19 protein-coding genes and 1 tRNA gene are annotated in these 21572 nt (G+C 54.1%); 8 read left to right on the top strand and 12 right to left on the bottom strand.

Going from position 1 to position 21572, the window contains the following annotated elements; translation table 11 throughout:
- Positions 1-18: 18 nt before the first annotated feature.
- Genes rcsB through NG99_RS15475 form a run of 3 tightly spaced genes read right to left on the bottom strand, consistent with a single transcriptional unit; the run spans position 19 to position 4506 of the window.
- Positions 19-669 carry a response regulator transcription factor RcsB gene (gene rcsB / locus NG99_RS15485; protein WP_034894794.1) on the bottom strand — a complete coding sequence of 217 codons (651 nt, stop codon included), beginning with the start codon at positions 667-669 and terminating at the stop codon, positions 19-21.
- A 1-nt stretch (position 670) separates the two neighbouring features.
- Positions 671-3331, bottom strand: a complete 2661-nt coding sequence (gene rcsD, locus NG99_RS15480; RefSeq protein ID WP_034894791.1) for a phosphotransferase RcsD — start codon at positions 3329-3331, stop codon at positions 671-673.
- Between the two features lie 20 nt (positions 3332-3351).
- On the bottom strand, positions 3352-4506 hold the full coding sequence (locus NG99_RS15475; RefSeq protein ID WP_034895079.1) for an MFS transporter: 1155 nt from the start codon (positions 4504-4506) through the stop codon (positions 3352-3354).
- Between the two features lie 1100 nt (positions 4507-5606).
- On the opposite strand from NG99_RS15475, the gene ompC reads away from it, so the two are divergent.
- Entirely contained in the window at positions 5607-6725 is a 1119-nt protein-coding gene (gene ompC / locus NG99_RS15470; RefSeq protein WP_034894788.1) for a porin OmpC, read from the top strand.
- A gap of 82 nt (positions 6726-6807) precedes the next feature.
- Here the strand turns inward: ompC and NG99_RS30230 are convergent, their stop codons facing one another.
- Positions 6808-6933, bottom strand: coding sequence for a hypothetical protein (locus tag NG99_RS30230; protein WP_269745687.1), 126 nt, complete (start codon positions 6931-6933; stop codon positions 6808-6810).
- Between the two features lie 161 nt (positions 6934-7094).
- On the opposite strand from NG99_RS30230, the gene apbE reads away from it, so the two are divergent.
- The 3 genes from apbE (at position 7095) to NG99_RS15455 (ending at position 10545) form a co-directional block, all read left to right on the top strand.
- On the top strand, positions 7095-8150 hold the full coding sequence (gene apbE, locus NG99_RS15465; RefSeq protein WP_034894786.1) for an FAD:protein FMN transferase ApbE: 1056 nt from the start codon (positions 7095-7097) through the stop codon (positions 8148-8150).
- 9 nt (positions 8151-8159) lie between these two features.
- Complete coding sequence (gene alkB, locus NG99_RS15460) at positions 8160-8804, top strand: DNA oxidative demethylase AlkB (RefSeq protein ID WP_034894782.1); 645 nt, start codon at positions 8160-8162, stop codon at positions 8802-8804.
- 88 nt (positions 8805-8892) lie between these two features.
- On the top strand, positions 8893-10545 hold the full coding sequence (locus tag NG99_RS15455) for a multidrug ABC transporter permease/ATP-binding protein (protein ID WP_034894778.1): 1653 nt from the start codon (positions 8893-8895) through the stop codon (positions 10543-10545).
- On the opposite strand, the gene NG99_RS15450 is transcribed toward NG99_RS15455, so the two are convergent.
- From NG99_RS15450 to NG99_RS15440, 3 genes are all read right to left on the bottom strand, one after another.
- A complete protein-coding gene (locus NG99_RS15450) occupies positions 10542-11336 on the bottom strand; it encodes a 4'-phosphopantetheinyl transferase family protein (protein ID WP_198138795.1) in 795 nt (264 codons plus the stop codon). The two genes, NG99_RS15455 and NG99_RS15450, sit on opposite strands and share 4 nt — an antisense overlap.
- Before the next feature lie 72 nt (positions 11337-11408).
- Positions 11409-11615, bottom strand: a complete 207-nt coding sequence (locus tag NG99_RS15445; RefSeq protein WP_034894773.1) for a hypothetical protein — start codon at positions 11613-11615, stop codon at positions 11409-11411.
- Between the two features lie 346 nt (positions 11616-11961).
- Positions 11962-12903 carry a LysR family transcriptional regulator gene (locus tag NG99_RS15440; RefSeq protein ID WP_198138794.1) on the bottom strand — a complete coding sequence of 314 codons (942 nt, stop codon included), beginning with the start codon at positions 12901-12903 and terminating at the stop codon, positions 11962-11964.
- A gap of 39 nt (positions 12904-12942) precedes the next feature.
- Between NG99_RS15440 and NG99_RS15435 the strand changes: the two genes are divergently transcribed.
- Both NG99_RS15435 and NG99_RS15430 read left to right on the top strand, forming a co-directional pair.
- Positions 12943-13851: a DMT family transporter gene (locus NG99_RS15435; protein ID WP_052130739.1), complete on the top strand. Its 909-nt coding sequence runs from the start codon at positions 12943-12945 to the stop codon at positions 13849-13851.
- 55 nt (positions 13852-13906) lie between these two features.
- Entirely contained in the window at positions 13907-14614 is a 708-nt protein-coding gene (locus NG99_RS15430) for an alpha/beta fold hydrolase (RefSeq protein ID WP_034894770.1), read from the top strand.
- A gap of 396 nt (positions 14615-15010) precedes the next feature.
- On the opposite strand, the gene NG99_RS15425 is transcribed toward NG99_RS15430, so the two are convergent.
- The 3 genes from NG99_RS15425 to NG99_RS15415 form a co-directional block, all read right to left on the bottom strand.
- Positions 15011-15087: transfer RNA gene (locus NG99_RS15425), tRNA-Pro, on the bottom strand.
- A gap of 151 nt (positions 15088-15238) precedes the next feature.
- Positions 15239-16990 (bottom strand): LPS biosynthesis-modulating metalloenzyme YejM, encoded by a 1752-nt coding sequence (gene yejM / locus NG99_RS15420; protein WP_034894766.1) that lies wholly within the window; start codon positions 16988-16990, stop codon positions 15239-15241.
- Between the two features lie 21 nt (positions 16991-17011).
- Positions 17012-17239, bottom strand: a complete 228-nt coding sequence (locus NG99_RS15415) for a YejL family protein (protein ID WP_034894763.1) — start codon at positions 17237-17239, stop codon at positions 17012-17014.
- Between the two features lie 157 nt (positions 17240-17396).
- On the opposite strand from NG99_RS15415, the gene yejK reads away from it, so the two are divergent.
- Positions 17397-18401: a nucleoid-associated protein YejK gene (yejK, locus tag NG99_RS15410; protein WP_034894761.1), complete on the top strand. Its 1005-nt coding sequence runs from the start codon at positions 17397-17399 to the stop codon at positions 18399-18401.
- 106 nt (positions 18402-18507) lie between these two features.
- Here yejK and rplY read toward each other — a convergent pair whose 3' ends face one another.
- Positions 18508-18792 carry a 50S ribosomal protein L25 gene (rplY, locus tag NG99_RS15405; protein ID WP_034894758.1) on the bottom strand — a complete coding sequence of 95 codons (285 nt, stop codon included), beginning with the start codon at positions 18790-18792 and terminating at the stop codon, positions 18508-18510.
- A 137-nt stretch (positions 18793-18929) separates the two neighbouring features.
- Entirely contained in the window at positions 18930-20684 is a 1755-nt protein-coding gene (locus NG99_RS15400; protein WP_034894755.1) for a DEAD/DEAH box helicase, read from the bottom strand.
- A 180-nt stretch (positions 20685-20864) separates the two neighbouring features.
- Here NG99_RS15400 and rsuA point away from each other — a divergent pair, with 180 nt between their 5' ends.
- On the top strand, positions 20865-21569 hold the full coding sequence (gene rsuA / locus NG99_RS15395; protein WP_034894753.1) for a 16S rRNA pseudouridine(516) synthase RsuA: 705 nt from the start codon (positions 20865-20867) through the stop codon (positions 21567-21569).
- Positions 21570-21572 lie beyond the last annotated feature (3 nt).

Raw genomic sequence — 21572 nt, 5'->3', positions numbered from 1 at the left:
TAGCTGTCTGAATGTTGCTTAATCTTTTTCGACCGGCATACTGCTGACCGAAGAGAGATAGTTCAGCAGAGCGATATCGTTCTCCACGCCCAGCTTCATCATCGCTGATTTCTTCTGGCTGCTGATGGTTTTGATGCTGCGGTTAAGCTTCTTGGCAATTTCGGTGACCAGGAAACCTTCGGCAAACAGGCGCAGAACTTCGCTCTCTTTTGGCGAAAGGCGCTTGTCGCCGTAGCCACCCGCACTGATTTTCTCCAGCAGTTTTGCTACGCTGTCCGGCGTATACTTTTTGCCTTTCTGCAGGGCAGCCAGCGCTTTTGGCAGATCGGTAGGCGCGCCCTGTTTCAGCACAATCCCTTCGATATCCAGATCCAGCACCGCGCTCAGAATGGCCGGGTTGTTGTTCATGGTCAGAACGATAATCGACAAATCTGGATAGTGGCGCTTAATGTACTTAATCAGCGTAATGCCGTCGCCATACTTTTCGCCCGGCATTGACAGGTCGGTGATCAAGACGTTCGCATCCAGTTTTGACAGGCTGTTGATCAGTGCTGTGGAATCTTCGAACTCACCCACTACGTTGACCCATTCGATCTGTTCGAGAGACTTACGAATACCGAACAGGACAATCGGATGGTCATCGGCAATAATTACGTTCAAGTTGTTCATTTTATTGGTTACCTTGCAGCAGCAGTTTATTGACGTAGTGGTCAATTTCACCGGTGGTATTTTTGATGTTTGAATCGTCACACTCAGTAATGTGTTGTTCTAACGTTTCACAAAGCTGCTTGCCTGGCGTCAGGTTGAGCATGGCAAACACGCCTTTCAGGCGATGTGCAGTCTGAGCAAGAGAACTCATATCCCCTTCCGCAGCCTCATTATACAATCTCTTTACATCATCTGGTACTGTATCAACAAAGAGCTGGAAGTAGCCAGGGGCAAAAAGCTGTGCACTATCCTGATCTTCCTCTGGCTCTTCTGCCGATTCATCCTGGGCCAGCTGTTGTTCAATCAGCTGCATCAACGCATCCTGCATCGCGCTGCTGATGTTGAAGTTGACCCTGTAACGATCGTGGGACAGCGCGCTGAATCCCGTTTCATCATCCGTAAGCAGTAACGACCATGGTCTTAAGCGCACCGGGTCGTCAGTCACCAGAACATCATGATCCTGGCCCGAAAAGCGTTCATCAGGGGTCATACAGCTTGCTCCCCAATTCTCCAGTTGATGAACCACTATTTTTCTTACCTCATCCACGGTGATATCTATCAGCGTGGTCAGGCCTTCCAGCAGCTTCTCTTCCTGAACGTGCTGCTGCTCCTGCGGAGCATGAATCTGAATGCTGTAGCGGGTACCGATATCCGGTCGTGAGACAATGTCCAACTGCCCGCCGAGCTGTTTACACAGCTGTTTGCAAAGGAAAAACGCCAGCCCGGAGGCCTGACCAAAGCGATCCTGGCTGGTTTCGCCAAGGAACGGGAAGTCGGTATTGCCCATCTCATCAACCAGCAATCCCGCGCCGGTATCAACAATCTCAATAAACAGGAGATCCGGACGATCGGCCGGATGAGAGGCTTCAACGCTGATCCTCCCCCAACTGGTGCTGGTGATGGAGTAGTGCAGCAGCGTGGTCAAAATTTTATAGATCGCCCGGCGGTCGCCGTAGCGGCTCTCATCGCTGTTCAGACGGTTGCTGACTACCAGCTTCAGCCCCTTGCGGCGTAGCGAAGGGAGCGCTTCCATCACCAGATCGTCGAGCACGCTTTGCAGCGTAAAGGAGCCTGCATCTGGCGCCCAGTCATGGGTTTCAAGGCGGTTCAGCAGCACGATATCGTCAACCAGTCGGCTCAGCGCCTGTGACTCTGTCAGTATCTCGCTGATATCTTCAGCCGGGTGCGTTTCGCCAATTGCCTGAAGGCGCGCAATAACGTTATCCAGCGGACGGTTCAGCGCATGCCCCAGGTTGTGAAGCAGCTGCTGGCGCGTCTGATGGCTCTTATCCAATACCTGCTGAGCTTTTTGCAGCTTCTTGTTCACCAGCAGCTCACGATCCTGGTCGCGCATCATAAAGATCTGCGTGCCGGGAGAGAGGACGCTGCGCGCGTGACGAATTTCATACACTTCGTTATTGACGGTGGCTTGCAGTACGCCCTGATGCTGATCCGACATATTGATGATCTTCTGCAGATTAAGATGCGGCAGAAGATGTTCGGCAATCTTGTTGCTGATGATAGTACGGTTATTGGCAAAGTCGTAAACCAGCAGGCCAACCGGCAGGCTGCTGACAATTTCATCGTTAAGCACTCTGAGTGAATCCAGCTCGGCGCTTTGGTTTTCGCTCGGACGCAGCGACTGCTGGCGCAGCAGGAACAGACCGGCCAGAGAGAGTAGCAGCAGCGCGAGGTTCGCCAGCAGCGGCCACATCAGATTGCGAAGCGTATCAACAATCAGCCCGACCACCGGCACCTGATAAACCAGTTGTAGCGGGGTGCTGGTTAGCGAGGCGGCAATGTTTATATTCGGATTAGCCAGCGTCACGCTGGTGCTGCTGGCCTGATCTTCCGGATCGCTGCTGCCCGGCGTGCCGTTTGCATCCTGCCTGAGCTGGAAGTACTCCAGCGGCATATTCTGCGGGATCAGATCGTTAATCGGCAGATCGAAAGCCACCACGGTAGCCAGATGCCCCGGCTGGTTAAAGGTCGTTCGCACGGTAAAATAGTGATCGTTCTGCCAGGTGAAGCGACGCAGAGGCGAGAAGCTTTCACGTTCATCAAGGGCGTTGGCCTGCTGCAGCATTTCGGCGCGGCGGGCGTCGACAATATTGCTGATGGCACTCTCTTTATAGCGGGTCGCCATATCTTTCAGCGGCAGGGTAGAGACCAGAATCAGGCTGTTATCCTGACCGTTCAGAAAGTACATCGACCAGGTGCTGTTTTCCGCCCCCCAAAGCGTATCGAGATAGTTGGACATGCGCAGCGTCATATCCAGCGTGCTGCTGTCGTGCGATCCGAAGATTAAAGATTCGGTTTTACGCCGCGTTTTTTCAAGATAATAGACGTCCGGGCGCAGGCGGGTCTCCTGCAGGCTATTAGGTGGGGTCCCGGCGGCATTGGCAGCCAGGTTTTCATAAATCTGCCAGGTCGCAAAGCGATAGGTATCAATCCGTTTTTGCATCGTATGCGCAATATCCACCATCGCATAGCGCTTGTCGGTCAACCAGGCATTGACCGCGTTGTGGATCATAAATCCGGACGCCAGCAGCAGCACCAGGATAAACATCACAAAAAATCGCGTGACGTTACCTGATGTCAGAGGAAATTTATATGGCAACATAGCGTAGCGTAATACCCCAGTTAACGTGTTATCCGCCTGGCACTTGCGGCCACGGCTAGCAGCAATACGGCAATGGCGCTAAACGTCGTCGCCAGGCTGTACCACTGTGAGATAAATCCGATCAGTGCAGGACCAGCCAGAATACCTGCATAACCAATGGTTGTCATGGAAGAAATCGCCAGGTTGACCGGCATGGTTTTCTGATTACCGGCGGCGCTGAACATAATGGGAACCGCATTTGAGCTGCCAAAGCCGACCAGCAAAAATCCGGCCAGCGCGGCAAGGGTGCTGGGAACAAATACCGCCAGCAAAATTCCAAGCGATGCGCACAACGTGCCGCAAAAAAGCGTCAGGAAGCGGCCAAAGTAGTTGACGATTCGATCGCCGGTCAGCCTGCCAACCGTCATCGCAACGGAAAACAATGCGTAACCCAGTCCTGCCTGAGAATGGGGCAGTTCACGCGTCTGGGCAAGGAACAGCGCTCCCCAGTCCAGCACGGCCCCCTCAGTCAGAAACAGAATAAAGCACAGCACGCCGAGAAACAGCACCCAGCCCCTCGGCATCACAAACAGCGGGGCATCATCCTGATGGAGGCGCTCATTCAGCAAGTGGCGCTGGCTGAAGAGCCAGAGGACGACGATGGTCAGAGCGACCACGCCTACCGCCAGCAGCGGAGAGAGGCCCAGCGCCAGGCCCATGCTGACGGCGCCGGCGCCGGCGATGCCGCCGACGCTGAAAAAGCCATGAAAGCCGGACATCATTGCCTTGCCGGACGCTTTTTCAACTTCTACCGCCTGAATATTCATGGCGACGTCGACAAGACCAATTGACGCGCCGAATACCATCAGCGTCGCACCCAGCGCAAAGGGAGTGGAGAGCGTAGCCAGCAGCGGTAGCGAAACGAGAATGAAGACGCTGCCGAGGGCCATCACGCGCTTACAGCCAAAACGCCCCACCAGCATACCGGTTAATGGCATTGCGACCAGCGAACCCAGCCCCAGGAACAGCAGTAGCGTCCCCAACGCGCCGTCGCTCAGGTGCGCACGATCTTTCGCGTAAGGCACCAGCGGTGCCCAGGCGGCCATACCAATCCCAGCAATTAAGAAGATTGCCCGCGTAGCGTGCTGCGTTGCGATCGTGCTGGCCCTTGCTGGTTGAGCATCCAATGTCGTCATCATATCCATTAAAAATCTGCTGCAATTAGCGCTACTTTTTACCACAAATAGCCACGGTAAAGAAGATTCATCCCCTGTAAAGAGGGGAGGCTACCCGCGTGGCAAGCCACGTACGAGGTAGGGGTACGGATTAATAACCTGAATAAATAGCCGTGTGAATCAGATTTATCGCCTAAAAGGAGGTTTACAGACAGCGGATACCTGTCTGGTGGTCCGTATCGCGCTAACTCAAATTATTGGCGTAATGCGAAGATGACGTTTCTGGCACTTCTGGATCGCCACGTCTGGCCGATATGGCGTTTCAGACGACAAGATGACGGCAACACTCAGGGGGATGCGGATTGGGATCCGAAGCCAACAGGCCAGTCGACCAGCAAAGCGGGCTGGAACAATCTGGTAAAGCCGGGAATGGGTGCCAATGCAGGGATTCAAACGGATCGAAATTGTTGATGGATAATCTTATTAAGCTGCTGAATAAAGTTAAAGAATCTCTGTGTGAGCGCTAAAAAAAGAATGCCGCTGAACCGGTGATGGCGGATAATTTCGAAAAATAATTAACATTTTATTTTGCCGTGCTTTTTTTGATTATTTGTGCTGTATTGCAAGGGGAATGGGCTGGTCAGGCAGGGTTAATATGGCGAGACAAATATCTTTACTTAAATTGACGATGTGACGACAAAACAGAATAAAAAAAAGCCGAACACAAGGTTCGGCGGGAAATAGGGTAAAACAACTCATTCGGGGTGAATGAAGGTAATTTTGAAATAAAATGATGATAGCGGAATCATTGTATAACTTGATGACCGGTTTTTTTTATCATTCAGTGCTCAGCAACGTAGCTTTACATAAATTTATGAAAAATAAGGATATGGTAATTTTTTAGCAATTGATGCTATATTTTTTATCGATATGTGCTGCTTGAAAGTTCCCCTTAATTTACATTTTGTAATATATACTTTGCAATTTGAAACATATTCGGAAATTTAGTATCATTTTCTTTATAGATTATTACGGCTGTCGCACTAGTATGAGGTTGCCGGCTGAAAATTCGACGTTCAGCAAGCAGTGGCAAATAAGGCACATAACTAGAGGGTATAAAAATGAAACTTCGAGTTCTTTCCCTGATGGTCCCAGCGATGCTGATCGCCGGTTCAGCGGGTGCGGCAGAAATTTACAATAAAGACGGTAATAAACTTGACCTTTTCGGTAAAGTAGACGGCCTGCACTATTTCTCCGACGACAGCAGTGCAGATGGCGATCAGTCATATGTTCGCTTCGGTTTTAAAGGTGAAACCCAGATCAGCGACCAGCTGACCGGCTACGGCCAGTGGGAGTATCAGGCAGCGCTGAACAACGCTGAGTCAGAAGGTACGGCTAACAGCTTTACCCGTGTTGGCTTTGCGGGTGTGAAGTTCGGCGATGCCGGTTCCTTCGACTATGGTCGTAACTACGGCGTTGCTTACGACATCGGCGCATGGACTGACGTGCTGCCAGAGTTCGGTGGCGATACCTACGGCGCTGACAACTTCATGTTCCAGCGTTCAAACGGCCTGGCGACCTACCGTAACAACAACTTCTTTGGTCTGGTCGACGGCTGGAACTTTGCCATCCAGTATCAGGGCAAAAACAGCAGCGCGACCGAATCCGCTAATGGCCGTGACGTTCTTGGCCAGAATGGTGACGGCTATGGCCTGTCCACCACTTACGATCTGGGTGAAGGCTTCGGCATCGGTGCCGCAATGTTCAGCTCTGACCGTACTACTGAGCAGAACGGCGGCACGGCAGGAACTTCTGGCATCCTGGGGCGTGGCGACAAAGCAACGGCCTACACCGGTGGTCTGAAATATGATGCGAATAACATCTATCTGGCCGCGATGTACACCCGCTCACTGAACGCGACTCGCTTTGGTTCCAGCGATGCAAGCGCTTACGGTTATGCCAACACCGCGGACAACTGGGAAGTGGTTGCACAGTACCAGTTTGACTTTGGTCTGCGTCCTTCCCTGGCGTTTGTCAGCTCACGCGGCAGCGACATCGAGGGTTACGGTTCTCAGAACCTGAAAAAATATGTTGATGTCGGCGCGACTTACTACTTCAACAAAAACATGTCTACCTACGTTGACTACCAAATCAACCTGTTGGATGACAACAACTTCACCGACGCAGCCGGTATCAATACCGATGACGTCGTAGCGCTGGGTCTGGTTTACCAGTTCTAAGCCTTTGGGGAGCGCAGGCCTCTGCGCTCCCTTGTTTATCGCTGTTCCTTCCTGCTCGTTCCTGTTGCCCAATGCCTGTTAATTATTCACGCACCTGCTGACGGTGACGTGGACGATTGAGCTGTTTGGTGTTCGTCTGCTTGTAATGCTTGATGCCTGAAAAGATAATCAGCGCCAGGCTTACGGCAAGGAGTACGAAATAGATCATGCGGAATCTCCTTCAAATCCATACATTGGCAGCCGTTTAAGGCGTGCGTTCGGGTACTATCCTGCTTACCCTTACTGGTAAGATCAAGTCGGTTTCTCCGGAGATAACAGCGCATTAAGTCAAATTTCGGTCCAATATTAACTACAGGTGACGTCGGTAAAATGAAGAGGAATTGGCTGTATTGTACTGGCATGGCAGCATTTATGTTGCTTTCTGGCTGTGACGATCATAACCAGAGTCGGGGCAATTCGGCGATGATTCTGGAAGGACGCACAATGGGAACATTCTGGCGAATTAGTCTCGCTGGCGTGGCGTCTGAGCGGAAAGAGAGCCTGCAAAAGGCGGCGCAGCAGCAGCTTGATCAGGACGATCGCGAGCTTTCGACCTGGAAAAAAGACTCCGTTTTGTCTCGCTTTAATGCCTATCGCGGCGTTGATCCTCAGCCTGTCAGCGATAATATGGCAGATATCGTTAGCTGGTCGCTGCGAATTGGTAAAGCCACCGGCGGTGCCATGGATATCACCGTCGGGCCGCTGGTCAATCTGTGGGGATTCGGCCCAGATAAGCAGCCCGTTAAGATCCCTGACCAGGCGCAAATTGACGCCGCAAGAGCGCTGACCGGCCTGTCGCATCTACGGGTGATCCAGCGTGCTGAAGGGGCTTATCTGCAAAAAGATTTGCCAGGTCTGTATGTCGACCTCTCGACAGTGGGCGAGGGGTTTGCCACCGATCATCTGGCAAGGCTGATGGAGAAAGAGGGAATTAACAGCTATCTTGTCTCCGTTGGCGGAGCGGTGCTGACCCGGGGTAAAAACGCCCAGGGCGAACCCTGGAAAGTGGCGATCCAGAAGCCGACGGACCGGGAAAATGCGGTTCAGGCAGTGGTCGATCTCCAGGGGCACGGCATCAGCACCTCCGGCAGCTACCGCAACTACTATGAGCTGGACGGCCAGCGGCTGTCACACGTTATCGATCCGACGACCGGACGGCCTATTCAGCACAAGCTGGTCTCCGCCACGGTGATCGCCACCACCGCGCTGGAAGCCGACGGCTGGGACACCGGGCTGATGGTGCTGGGGGCGGAGAAGGCCAAAGCGCTGGCGCTGCGTGAAAACCTGGCGGTCTACCTGATTGAGAAGCAGGGGAACGGCTTCAGCAGCTGGATGTCTCCGCAGTTTAAAGCGTTTATCTTGTCAAACCAGGGCACAACGCCCTGAGGAGCTCTGATGCTGGATTTGTTTAGTGAAGAGGCGCCGTGGGCTGAACCGCTGGCCGACGGCGCGGTAATCCTGCGGCGATGGGCCAGAGAAGAGGCCGGCAACCTGATGCGGCTGGTTGAAGAGGTGTCCAGCCAAAATCCATTTCATCACCGGATCACGCCCGGTGGTCATCGTATGTCGGTGGCGATGACCAACTGCGGCGATTTTGGCTGGTCCTCTGACGCGCGAGGCTATCAGTACAGCGAGCGGGATAGCGCCACGGGACACCGCTGGCCGGCAATGCCCGACCTTTTTCGTCGTTTTGCCAGCCAGTGCGCTGGCGAAGCGGGATTCCCTCAGTTCACCCCCGATGCCTGTCTGATTAACCGCTATGAGCCGGGCGCCAAACTGACGCTGCATCAGGATAAAGATGAGCAGGATCTGAAACAGCCTATCGTTTCGGTTTCGCTTGGCCTGCCTGCGGTATTTCAGTTTGGCGGATTTGAGCGCGGCGATGCGGCGCAGCGTGTGCTGCTCGAACATGGTGATGTGGTGGTCTGGGGCGGGCCGTCACGCCTGCGTTTTCACGGTATTCTGCCGCTGAAGCCCGGCATTCACCCGCTGACCGGCGCTTTTCGCTTCAATCTGACCTTCCGGCGCGCTTTTCGCTAGCGGTTTTCGCCTCAGATGAGAATTATTATTGATATCGTCCTGCTACTCATTAAACTGCACACTGCCTTATCGTTATCTGGATGGTGTCATGGAGTTGCTTCGCGTTGTTTACCGGCAGTATCGCTGGCCTTTTATTCTGGTTATTGCTCTCAGCCTGCTCAGCGCGGCGTTGGGAATAGGGCTGATCGCCTTTATCAACCGGGAGCTGATTGTCGCACTGAACGCCTCGCTGCTGGTGCTACCCGAATTTCTGGGCCTGCTGCTGCTGCTGATGGCCGTCACGCTGGCTTCACAGCTGGCGTTAACCCTGCTGGGCCACCATTTTGTTTACCGCCTGCGCGGTGAATTTATCAAGCGCATCCTGGATACTAAGGTCGAGCGCATAGAGCAAATCGGCAGCGCGCAGCTGCTGGCGGGGCTGACCAGCGACGTGCGTAATATCACCATCGCCTTTGTTCGACTGCCTGAGCTTATCCAGGGCATTATCCTGACGCTGGGGTCGGCGGCTTACCTCGCCTGGCTCTCGCCACAGATGCTGCTGGTCACCGCCGTTTGGGTTGCGATCACCATCATTGGCGGCTGGCTGCTGGTGTCAAAGGTATACCGCCATATGGCCAGCCTGCGTGATATAGAGGATAGCCTCTATGCGGATTACCAGACCATCATTGAAGGGCGTAAAGAGCTGGCCTTGAATCGTCAGCGCGCCAGGCTGATTTTCGAAACGGTGTATCAGGAAGATGCCCGTAACTATCGTCACCACATTGTACGAGCTGACACCTTCCATCTCAGCGCCGTCAACTGGTCGAACATTATGATGCTGGGCGCGATTGGCCTGGTGTTCTTTATGGCTAACAGCCTCGGCTGGGCAAATACCGCCGTGGCCGCAACCTACTCGCTGACGCTGCTGTTTCTGCGCACGCCGCTGCTCTCTGCCGTGGGGGCTTTACCTACGCTGCTAACGGCTCAGGTAGCCTTCAATAAACTGAACACGTTCAAACTGGCCGACTATCAGCCTGATTTTACCGTGCCGCCTGTCGCCAGTAACTGGAAGACGCTGGAGCTGCGGGATCTGGTGTTCCACTATGGTGATCATTGGTTTGAAGTCGGTCCGATCTCTATGACCCTGAAGCGCGGGGAGCTGGTGTTTCTGATTGGTGGGAACGGCAGCGGAAAATCGACGCTGGCGATGCTGCTTACCGGGCTTTATCAGCCGGTATCAGGGCAGATCCTGCTGGATGGCAAAGCGATCGATGCTGATAATCTGGAAAGCTATCGCAGCCTGTTCTCGGCGGTCTTTACCGATGTTCATCTCTTCGATCGTCTGATCGACAACCAGGGCGAACCGGCCGATCCGGCCTGCGTGCAGGCCTGGCTGGAACGCCTGAAAATGCAGGATAAAATCAAGTTGGCGGGCAACAAGGTGTTGAACCTGAAGCTGTCGAAAGGGCAGAGCAAACGCCTTGCCCTGCTGCTGGCAACGGCGGAACAGCGCGATATTCTGCTGCTGGATGAGTGGGCAGCCGATCAGGACCCGCACTTCCGTCGAATCTTCTACCGCGAGCTGCTGCCGTGGCTCCAGGAGATGGGAAAAACCATCTTTGCTATCAGCCATGACGATCACTATTTCCTCCACGCGGATCGCCTGCTGGAGATGCGTGAGGGCAAGCTTGGCGAACTGACCGGCGCTGAACGGGAACTGGCTACGCTGGATGCCGTTAAACGTACCGATGTTGTCAGCTAACCTTTCGACTCTCCCGGCGGGCTGTCGATAACCCAGCTCAGAATCTCCTCCCCATTAACCGCTGCCCAGCCGGTGAATTCCCTGCCGGCTGGAAATTCCGGGGAAAAGGCAGCGGTAAGGCGCAGGCGAATCTTTTCAGCGCCTGCCGAGCAGTAAACGATTTCAGCCGCGCTGAAGTCCATATACTGGCGAAGCTTAGGATAAAGGGCCTTGTAGAGACTCTCTTTTATTGAGAAAGCTACGGTCAGCGCGGCAGCTAAGGGCAGGCCGCTGCCAACGATTCTTTCCTTCTCATTGCTGGTGACGATCGCCTCCTCTATTTCCACGGCCGTTTGCGGCTGCAGAATGTTTTCGCAATCCACCCCGGTAAGCGTGCCGCTTGCCGAGTTTGTCAGCAGCAGCGCAACCCGCCGGTTGCTGTGCGAAAGCGAACCTGAGAACCCTTCAGGCCAGACGGGCACTCGATCGGCGTCGTTGTCTAACACCAACGGCGCGGCACCCAGGCGGCAAAGCGCATGGCGCGTCAGCAATCTGCTGGCGAGATATTCTCCCCGGCGCTTTTTTACGGCTTTGGCTAAATGCTCAGGCGCGGGCAGATCGCAGCTGGAAAATAAACTTTCTTGAAAGCAGGAGAGGTCATAACGCGCCTGGACCAGACAAATCCTGGGGTGCCCGGAAGGGGAGGAAAACTGGATATCGTTAAGGAAGCCCTGGGTCTCAGGAAGCGGTAACGGGCGCAACCTGTGGCCATAAGGCTGTAGCGGGGAGAAGGGCTGTATGTTTCCGGACACCGTGTACCTAACCTGCTTATTTTTATAAAACGTAATTTAAGCAGGTTAGATTCACGATAGCAAAAGGGGGGATTACTCGTTAGACGGAATAGCGAAGTTTTTCAGGGACACCACGAAATGGTCGTTGCCGCGGGAGATTTTAGCTCCCCGATCGCACCAGTGGCTGGCAAGCCTGAAAAAATCATCACTATCAATATCATACGCCAGTTCTACTTTACTGATCCCGGCGTGTAACATCTCATCTGCATCCTTGAAATTTTTAGCTTTTCTTATCGCCATTTGGGTCACCTGGGTTGATGGTGCTGGTTTTGCCCTAAAATCTTAGCGACAGCGTATGTTATTTGTATGACATTTTTGTTTCAGTGCAGAGGTTTGAGACTTTCGCTACGATTTTGTAGTGAGGCTGGGGCGGGCGCCTGATCGTCTGCTGTGGGATACGGGGCTTACTACCATTGATGTGCCGAACCGCTGCTTTAAAGAGTCGGCACTCTTGCCCAGCGAGTTGGTTGCGTTAATTACAGATATTGGGTCTTTAATCAGCGCCATGCTAAGAGTTGTCGTCAGTTCTTCTTATGCTCAGCGTCGAAGATATCACCAATAATGTCAATTGGAATAGCTGAAACAGTCACTGTAACGCAGGTTTCGCTCTGGCGACCTCTTGGGCGATAGAAATAACTGCTGCGGCTAACTCTCCCTCGTCGCAGGCTACGCGTACATGGCTTTGGGGAAGTTCAGGTAATCCGGCAGTTTGTGGCACCTGCATCAATTCACTGTCCTCCATAGAGACCGGTAACGCTGCCACAGCAAGATCTGCACGCAAAGCCGCTGCCTGTCCAGAGGGAGCATCACTGCTGTAAGCGATCCGGTATGACCGACCCGCTGCGTTTAATGCGCCCAGCGCAGCCTCACGCCAGGCGCAGCCCGATGCAGCAACAGCCAGCGGCAATGGATTGCAAAAAAGTGCCCTGCCTCCACGGGCCATAAGCCAGACCAGTGGTTCTGACCATACCTTCAGGGAGGGGATGGCTGGTGGGTCACTATCGTTAAAAAACAGGATGTTACTCTGCCCGGCAGAGAAAGCTTTCAGCATTGCCGAAGATACACCAAGGCGCACATCAATGCAGATACGCGGATAGCGCTCAGCCATTCGTCGCAATAATTCGGGCACAAACACCATGCCTAAATCATAAGGTGCAGCCAGCACCAGCCTCCCTTCCAGTGACGATCCGCAAAACATTGCCAGCGTTTCTTCATTAAGTGTCAGCAGGCTTTGTGCCTGTTGCAACAACACATCGCCATGCACTGTCAGCGTCACCTTTCGTGCGTTCCGCTCAAGAAGCCTGTGTCCCAGCATCTCCTCAAGCTTAGCAATCTGCAGACTGACAGCCGAAGGGGAGAGGCTGACCCTTGCCGCGGCACGCCGGAATGAACCCGTTTCGCGAATCGCCACGAAGGTTCGTAATGCTTCCAGGCTCAGTGTCCGGGTGGGTGTCTGAACGTGTGAGGTTGATTTTTCCTGATTCATTGGTGCAGTTAATTTCGTTTTTCTAAACAGTATAAGCACCATAACATTTCGACAACCTATTTTTCAATCGATGGAAAGCCAATGATTTTTTCTTCGCGCCGTGGTGTTACCGGTATGTTCTGGGCCTTCATAGCCATTCTTGTCTGGTCGAGCTCATTGATTATGCTCCGCTCCGGCGTCAATTCCGGTCTGTCCGCTTACGACCTGACTGCGTTACGGTACAGTGTGGCTGCCATCCTGTTGCTTCCCGTACTGTTTCGGCGCGGGACTCGGGCTAACTGGCCTGGTCTGATTAACACGCTAATTATGATCGCTTTATTCGGTGCTCCTTTTGTTATGTTGCTGTCTCTGGCAGTAAAAACAGCGCCGGCTGCCGCTGCTGGTGCGCTTAATCCTGGGGTAATGGCCATTGCCTCGGTTTTTATCTCCCGCCTGATTTACGGTCAGAAACTGACCCGGATGATGTTGCTGGGAATCGCCATCGCAATAGCCGGGATTTTAGGGTTCGCCTGGGCGGGAGGCGGATTTGCTCCCGGCTATCTGGTGCTGTTGGCTACGGGATTTATGTGGGCAGGCTATGCTGCTTTTGTCCGTTCAAAAGCCATCCCGGCAATCTATGCAACAACGTTTACTACTGTGGGCTCGGCAATCGTGTATTTGCCGGTTTATATCCTGGCGTTACCCACCCAGATTATGCACGTCGCGCTTTCTGACATTGTCATTCAGGGTATTTTTCAGGGCGTTATGGTGACCGCGATCGCCGTGTATGCCTTCAGCCGCTCAGTAGAATTACTGGGACCGGTTGCCGGAACCAGCTTACCCGCTTTGATCCCTGTGGTGACGCTAATCCTGGCGATACCACTACTGCAGGAAATCCCACAAATAAGTGAGGTGGTATCTGCCTGCCTGGAGACCATTGGCATTGCCCTGATCCTCATAAAAGGCGGAGTCGCTTCATCGGCTTCTCAGAAGAGCACAACCGTGCATTAAAGCCTGGCAGGTGGGCGTCATCTGCATTTATGAAATCCAGTAGAGGTAATAAAAAATGGCAACATTCGTTCTGGTCCATGGGGCTTATCAGGGGAGTTGGGTTTATTCGCGTCTGGCTCAGAAGCTGCGTGCGGCGGGGCATCAGGTTTATACTCCCACATTAACCGGACTTGGGGAGCGCTCTCATCTGGCCGATCGTGCGATCAATCTGGACACGCATATTCAGGATATCGTCAATGTGTTTGAATTTGAGAATATCCGGGAAGCTATTTTGTGTGGACATTCCTATGGCGGGATGGTCATTACCGGTGTTGCCGGTGAAATTGCTGATAGGATCAGTGCGTTATTTTATCTCGACGCTTACGCGCCTACAGATGGGCAGTCCCTTATTGATATTACGGACCCGGAGATAACGCTGGCTTTTCTTGAGCTGGCCAAAGCTAATGGTGGCATGCTGCCGCCTATTTCCTCAGCATTATTCAATGTTAATGAACATGATGCTGACTGGGTGGATTCGTTGTGTGTCTCGCAGCCGCTGGCGACCTTTATTCAGGGGGTTAGGAGTGGCGTGGATAATGTTGCTGTGGCGAGACGTATTTTCCTGTTTGCAGCAAAAAATGGCGGGAACTGGTTCGTTTCGACTTACGAACGTCTGAAAAATGATCCAGCGTGGAAAGTTCACAGCTTATCCTGTGGACACGCTGTGATGCTCGACCGTACAGAGGAATTAGCGGAGCTGTTACTGGCCGAAGCGGTGCAGTGAATGAATACCATTCAGTGGTAAGACTAAATTCAGGAGGGACTACAACGGAAGCGCTAAAGTTTAGAGCCAGCTGGATTAATCTGGATCTCAAGCCCCTCTCCTTCATAGAGAACGATGGCACGTTCCGAACACTTAGCGTTTTTTGATCTCAGTATTGGTTAGAGGCCTGGTCTGTCTTGCCACTGTAGCTCTCCACAGAGTCCTGAAAAGAGTTGGGCATATCGATGAACACGTCATTGTATGACTATGCCTGGAGATATGCCTGTAAATTGCGGATTTCAATGTAAGACTATGGACGTCGCCAGACAATAGAAAACACAGTGGATTGATTTAACCACTGTATTTTCTATTTTTATAGTCTTGTCTGGACTTCACCGGACAAAACATTGGGGAAATTGGTCGGCACGAGAGGATTTGAACCTCCGACCCCGGACACCCCATGACCGTGCGCTACCAGGCTGCGCTACGTGCCGACACCAGGCTGCTAATACTACGCAAAACCGCGTTGATTGCAAGAGGCTAACGTGTTGACTGCTATGAATTTAAACAATGTCATTCGCCAATCGGCCAGCGGTCAGGCAATTCAGGTCTCCCTGTCGCCGGACGTTTGGCGCGGCGGCGCGGTTAGTTAGCGATGAAGCGCTTCTCTTCGGTCAGCACCTGAAGCAGCAGGCCCAGCTGCGGCTTGTGATCCTTCAGACGGCGGCCGTGCTGGTCCCAGGCGGTATAGCTGCCGCTGTTATCCAGCACCAGCGTCACCGTTGGCGTAGTAATCACCAGCCGACGTTCGTTGATGCTGGCAACCCAGTCGTGCCTGCGCTGCGCTGCGAAAAGATCCTCGCCCTGCGAATAGTCCGCCGGGGCGGTGCTAACGTGCAGCAGCCGCTGCATTAGCGTAGTCATCACGTCCTGATGATCGGTGAGCTTATTGACCTGCTGAGCTGGCGTATTCGGCCAGTGAACAATCAGCGGCACCTGAAGATTCGCGCGGTTACCCATGCTGTGGTCACCATCCAGCGCTACGCCGTGTTCGGCGGTGATCACCACCACCGTTTTCTCCAGCAGCCCTTTCTCCTGCAGCGTGGTCAGCACGTCCTGAATCTGCTTATCCACGTCGGCAGCGGTACGGTTATAGCGGCGGGTAAGGGTTTTTGTGCTGCCGTCAGACGTATCGTTTCCACCCAGGGAGAGATAGGAGAACCAGGGTGAGCTTTGTAACCTCTGACCTTCCAGCCAGCGCTGCCACTGCGCGGTGGTCTGCGAGTTGCTCTGCGTCTGCGAAGGCGGCAGGGAATAGTCCGCCAGCAGCGCCTGACGATAGAGCGGTGAAGCGAAGCCGTCGGAGGCAAACAGACCAAACTGGTAACCCTGCTTGCCCAGTGAATCAATCAGCACTGAGGGAACGCGGGCAGAGAGCACGCCGTCCATATAGCCTGGCGAGATGCCGTAAAACAGGCCAAACAGCCCGCTGTCAGCGCTGTTGCCGGCGCTGAAATGCTGGGTAAAGCTGACGTTCTGTCCGGCAAACTGCGCCAGATGCGGCAGCGACTTCGCCAGGGTGGCCTCATTCAGGCCGTCGACGGTGATAATCAGTAAATTATTGCGCGTGCCCTTGTCGCTGAAGGTAATGTCATTCAGCGGATAGGCAACGGAAACCGCCTCAGGATTTCCCTGTTCCACCAGGCGCCGCTGGTACTCCTGCGCATCCAGAAGCCCATGCTTTTCAAGAAAGCGGCGTGCGGTCATCGGATAGGAGAGCGGCAGATTCGAACGCTGCATGGTTATCGGGCGATAGAAGTTGGCGTCAGCCCAGATATACAGCAGATGGCTGGTAAAGAACGCCACGATAAACAGCACCGCAAGAGGTTTGCCGAAGCTGCGCCGGTTGAGGCTGCGCAGCTTCTGCCAGCTCCAGGTGGCAAACAGCATCTCGACCAGGAAAATGGCTGGCAAACTGATAAACATCAGCTGCCAGTCGCGGGCCATTTCCGACTGGTCCGGGTTAACCACCAGCTCCCAGACTACCGGATTCAGGTGCAGGTGGAAGCGGTCAAAGACCGCGCTGTCGATCAGGATCAGCGTCAGCCCTGCGGTGGCGATAATCGCCGAAAGGAAGCGCAGCAGCCTCTGCGACATCACCACGAAGGTTAACGGGAAAATGATCAGCAGATAAGCGGCAAAAACAATAAAGCTGAAATGGCCGATCCAACTGGTGAACGCATAGATACGTCCGGCCAGCGAGGAGGGCCAGTCGGAGACAAACAGATAACGGCTACCCAGAATAAAAGCCAGGATGATATTAAAGAGGGCGAACCAGTGCCCCCAGCCAATCATCTGGGAGACTTTTTCACGGTAGCGCTGCCGATTTGTTACCATAACAGGGTCAGGATCATCACATTAATGGGCTTTATCATCCCGCACGGAAGCCTGTAAGGCCTCGGCGAACGAGCGCGCCAGCGAACGGCGTTGAGCCGGTGCTACGCTGGTATTGAGCAAATTGGTCACCATATTTCCCAACACCATCAGGGAAAGATCGGTGGGGGCCTGGTCTTTTTCAAGCACACTGGCCATTTCAGCGAGGAGTTTCTCCACGCGGTCGTCACTGTAACGGGATGATTGTGGCATAACGTCGAATTTATTGAGTATTAAAGGGCGGCATCTTACCGTAAAACCGGGATTTTTTCTGCACTTTTATCGTCAGCAACAGGTTAATGTTGTTGCCTGTTGATCGCAGAGACGCTCGGTGATTGAATACGCGCCTACGTCAAAAGGAGAGTCTACCATGAGTCTGGATATCGAGCAGATTGCCCTCCATCAGCTGATTAAGCGTGATGAACAGACGCTGGAGCTGGTGCTGCGCGAATCGCTGCTGCCTGCCAACGCGCCCGTCACCGCCATGATGGAAGAGTTGCACCGTGTTTACAGCGCCAAGAGCAAGGCTTATGGCCTGTTTAATGAGGGGAGCGAGCTGGCGGATGCGCTGCGCAACTGCCGCAAAGGCGAGGATGATTTTCTGGCGTTCAGCCGGGCCGCAACCGGAAGGCTGCGCGATGAGCTGGCGAAATACCCATTCGCCGAGGGGGGCATTGTCCTTTTCGGCCACTATCGCTATCTGGCGGTAGAATATTTACTGGTTGCGGTGCTGAACAGCCAGAACAGCATGCGCGTTAACGAAGAGCTGGATATCAGCAGCACCCATTATCTGGACATTAATCATGCCGACATCGTGGCGCGCATCGATCTGACCGAATGGGAAACTAACCCTGAATCCACCCGCTATCTGACCTTCCTGCGCGGCCGCGTGGGTCGCAAGGTTGCCGACTTCTTTATGGATTTCCTCGGCGCAAGCGTGGGGCTGGATACTAAAGCACAGAACCGTGGACTGCTTCAGGCCGTTGATGACTACTGTTCCGAAGCCAGCCTCGATAAAAATGAGCGGCAGAACTACCGTCAGCAGGTCTACAGCTACTGCAACGAGCAGTTACAGTCCGGCGAGGAAATTGAGCTGGAAGGGCTGTCGAATGAACTGGCTCCGCTGGGGGAGAAAACCTTCCAGGCCTTCACCCAGGAGCAGGGCTATGAGCTGGAAGAGAGCTTCCCGGCCGATCGCGGCACACTCCGCCAGCTGACCAAGTTTGCCGGCAGCGGGGGAGGGCTGACGCTCAACTTTGACGCGCTACTGCTGGGGGAACGCATTTTCTGGGACCCCGCGACCGATACCCTGACGATCAAGGGCACGCCGCCTAATTTACGCGATCAGTTACAGCGTCGCAGCAGCGGCAATTAATTCTGGCTCGCGAGAGGCGATCTCGCGAATCGTCTTGCCGGGAAAGCCCCCAAAAAAAAACGCCGCATTAAGCGGCGTTTTCTTCACACTAAAATCGGTCAGGCTGTTAAGCGCGAACGAAGTCGATGTGGTGCAGTTTTGGTTTGAACGGGTGACGCTGAACGTCCTGCACTTTTACTTTTTCTTCTTTACCGTTAACAACCAGAGTCAGAACGTCAGTGTAGAAGCCAGGCTTAGCCTGCAGGTTCATCACTGAGTCGTGGTCCAGTTCGATAGCGACAGCTGCATCTTTACCGCCATAAATGATGGCCGGGAATTTGTTAGCTATACGCAGGCGGCGGCTCGCACCCTTGCCCTGCTCTTTACGTTCTTCTGCATTGATAGTGAACATTGTTCAATCTCTTTATCTGATTATCCTGCTACAGGCGACCCAGCAGCAGGTTGGAGTGTTCAACTTTTGCGTTAGCAAAAGCGGGGCGCATTATAGCCCAACTCAGGCCGTTCGGGCAACGGATTAAAATATGTCGTTTAGCGCAGCTCGTTGGCCCGGCGGTAGCGGCCCTGGTAATCGAACATTTTTTCCCGGATTTGCCAGTAATGGCGCTGCCTGCGGGCTACCACAAAATCGGGCTGGCGCAGCAGCGGCTGTAAGGCGACAATGTCGGCGGCGCTTTGCCAGACCAGCGGAACGCCGGGCGCTCGCTGATGAGGGCGCATAAAAATCTGTTCAAAAGCGGTGCGCTGTGCGGGGGTGCTGAGCCTGAATCTCTCGCTGACCTCGGTCGCTTCCTCATCAAAATAGCGCACTTTGAGCCACTCTCCCTTCCGATCCGCGCCGTTCTCCAGCACCATGGCGGCACAGCGCAGCACCAGCGCATCCTTCAGCTTCAACGCGGCCTTTAGCATATCGTCCGCATCTACCAGCAACTCGTCGCACTGATGGCATTTTCGCGCGGCAATATCGTTTTCGGCATTACAGTGCGGGCAGTTTTTAAAGCGAAAGCGGAAGTCACACTGCTGGCGTTCGCCGTCATCATTTTCCATCACGCCCTGACAGCGTCGGCCAAAATGTTCGATGAGGGTGCCGTCTTCGGTGGTTTTTCCCCAGAAGGTATTGGCAAAACCGCAGGCGGGGCAGAAGACCTGGACCGGCTGGTTATCGCTTTTACCCCTGGGCGAGCCGACTTCGGGGGTAAAAATATCATGAGGATTGCCTGCATAGTCGAGAATCAGGCAGTCGGTTTTTCCCGGCGAGAGCCGCAGTCCGCGTCCGACAATCTGTTGATAAAGGCTGACGGACTCGGTAGGCCGCAGGATGGCGATCAGATCGACGTGTGGAGCGTCGAAGCCAGTTGTCAGGACCGCAACGTTCACCATATAGCGCAGTTCACGCGCCTTAAAGGCGGCAATCAGCGCATCGCGCTCCGGCCCCGGCGTTCCGGCGCTGATCAGCGCTTTGCTGTCAGGCAGCAGGCCCAGCACTTCCTGAGCATGTTCCACCGTAGCGGCGAAGATCATCACGCCCTGGCGGTCCTGCGCAAACTCAACGATTTGCTGAATGATATGCGGCGTAATGCGCTGCTGCTGCTTCAGCTCGCGGTTGAGGTCGGCTTCGCTGAACAGGCCCCCCTCATTCGCCGTCAGGCGGCTGAAGTCATACTGCACTACCGGCATGTCCAGCCTTTCGGGCGGCACCAGAAAACCGTGTTTAATCATATAGCGCAGCGGCAGCTCATAAATACAGTCGCGGAACAGCGCCTGCTCGCTGCCGCGCACCATCCCGTGATAGTGGAACTGATAAATCCAGCCCTTGCCAAGGCGGTAGGGCGTGGCGGTCAGGCCAAGCAGGCGCAGCCGCGGATTACGCTGGCGCAGGTGGCTGAGCACCTGCTGATACTGGCTGTCGTCGGCATCGCTGATGCGATGGCATTCATCAACAATCAGCAGGGTAAATTCGCCGTCGAACTGGGCGAGGTTTCGTGCGACGGACTGCACGCTGCCGAAGACTACCTTGCTGTGGCTCTCTTTGCGCTGCAAGCCGGCAGCAAAGATATCCGCTTCCAGGCCAAAGGCCAGGTATTTGCTGTGATTTTGCGCAACCAGCTCTTTTACGTGCGCCAGCACCAGCACCCGACCTTTTGCCAGGCGAGCGAGCTCGGCGATCACCAGGCTTTTGCCCGCGCCGGTAGGCAGCACGATGACGGCGGGCTGGTGGGAGCGGCGGAAATAGCCGAGCGTGGCATCAACCGCTTCCTGTTGATAAGGACGAAGCGTAAACGACATGAGTTAGCAATCTGAGAGCAAAACCGCATTATGCCACGAAAGCGGCAATCGTGCGTGTCACCCACTGTGCGCGAGGAACAACTCCCGATATACTGTAGGCTCATATCGAAACTCTTGCTTAAACGTACCGGTTCGCGGTGCGTCGGTTTCTTTTTCACTCAAACAGGCAGTACGGATTTAATGCGACTTGATAAATTTTTATCTCAGCAGCTGGAAGTCAGCCGGGCGATAGCCCTTCGTGAGCTACGGGCTCGTAAAGTCACCGTTGACGGGGAAGTGGTTCGCGATGGCGCCTTTAAGCTTAGCCCGGAAAGCCAGGTTGACTATGACGGGAATCAGCTGCAATTGCAGCTGGGTCCTCGCTACTTTATGCTGAATAAGCCGCAAGGCTACGTCTGCTCAACGGATGACCCGGATCATCCCACCATCCTTTACTTCCTTGAAGAACCTACCGCTTACAAGCTCCATGCGGCAGGGCGGCTGGATATCGACACCACCGGGTTGGTACTGATGACTGACGATGGCCAGTGGTCTCACCGCATCACCTCGCCACGCCACCACTGCGAGAAAACCTATCTGGTGACGCTGGAATCTCCGCTGGCGGACGATACGGCCGCGCAGTTTACTGCTGGGGTGCAGCTGCATAACGAGAAGGATCTGACCAAACCTGCCGCGCTGGAACTGGTCAGCGAACGTCAGGTGCGTCTGACCATCAGCGAAGGTCGTTACCACCAGGTGAAGCGAATGTTTGCCGCCGTGGGCAACCATGTGGTCGCCCTGCACCGCGAGCGTATTGGCGGCATCGTTATGGACGAAGATCTGGCGCCAGGGGAATATCGCCCGCTGACGGAAGAAGAAATTGCCAGCGTGGGCGTTCCCCGCTAATTG

Source organism: Erwinia typographi, from assembly GCF_000773975.1.
In the GTDB taxonomy this organism is placed as follows: domain Bacteria; phylum Pseudomonadota; class Gammaproteobacteria; order Enterobacterales; family Enterobacteriaceae; genus Erwinia; species Erwinia typographi.
Note: the sequence above shows the minus strand (reverse complement) of the source record. Positions and strands in the feature narration are given on the sequence as shown.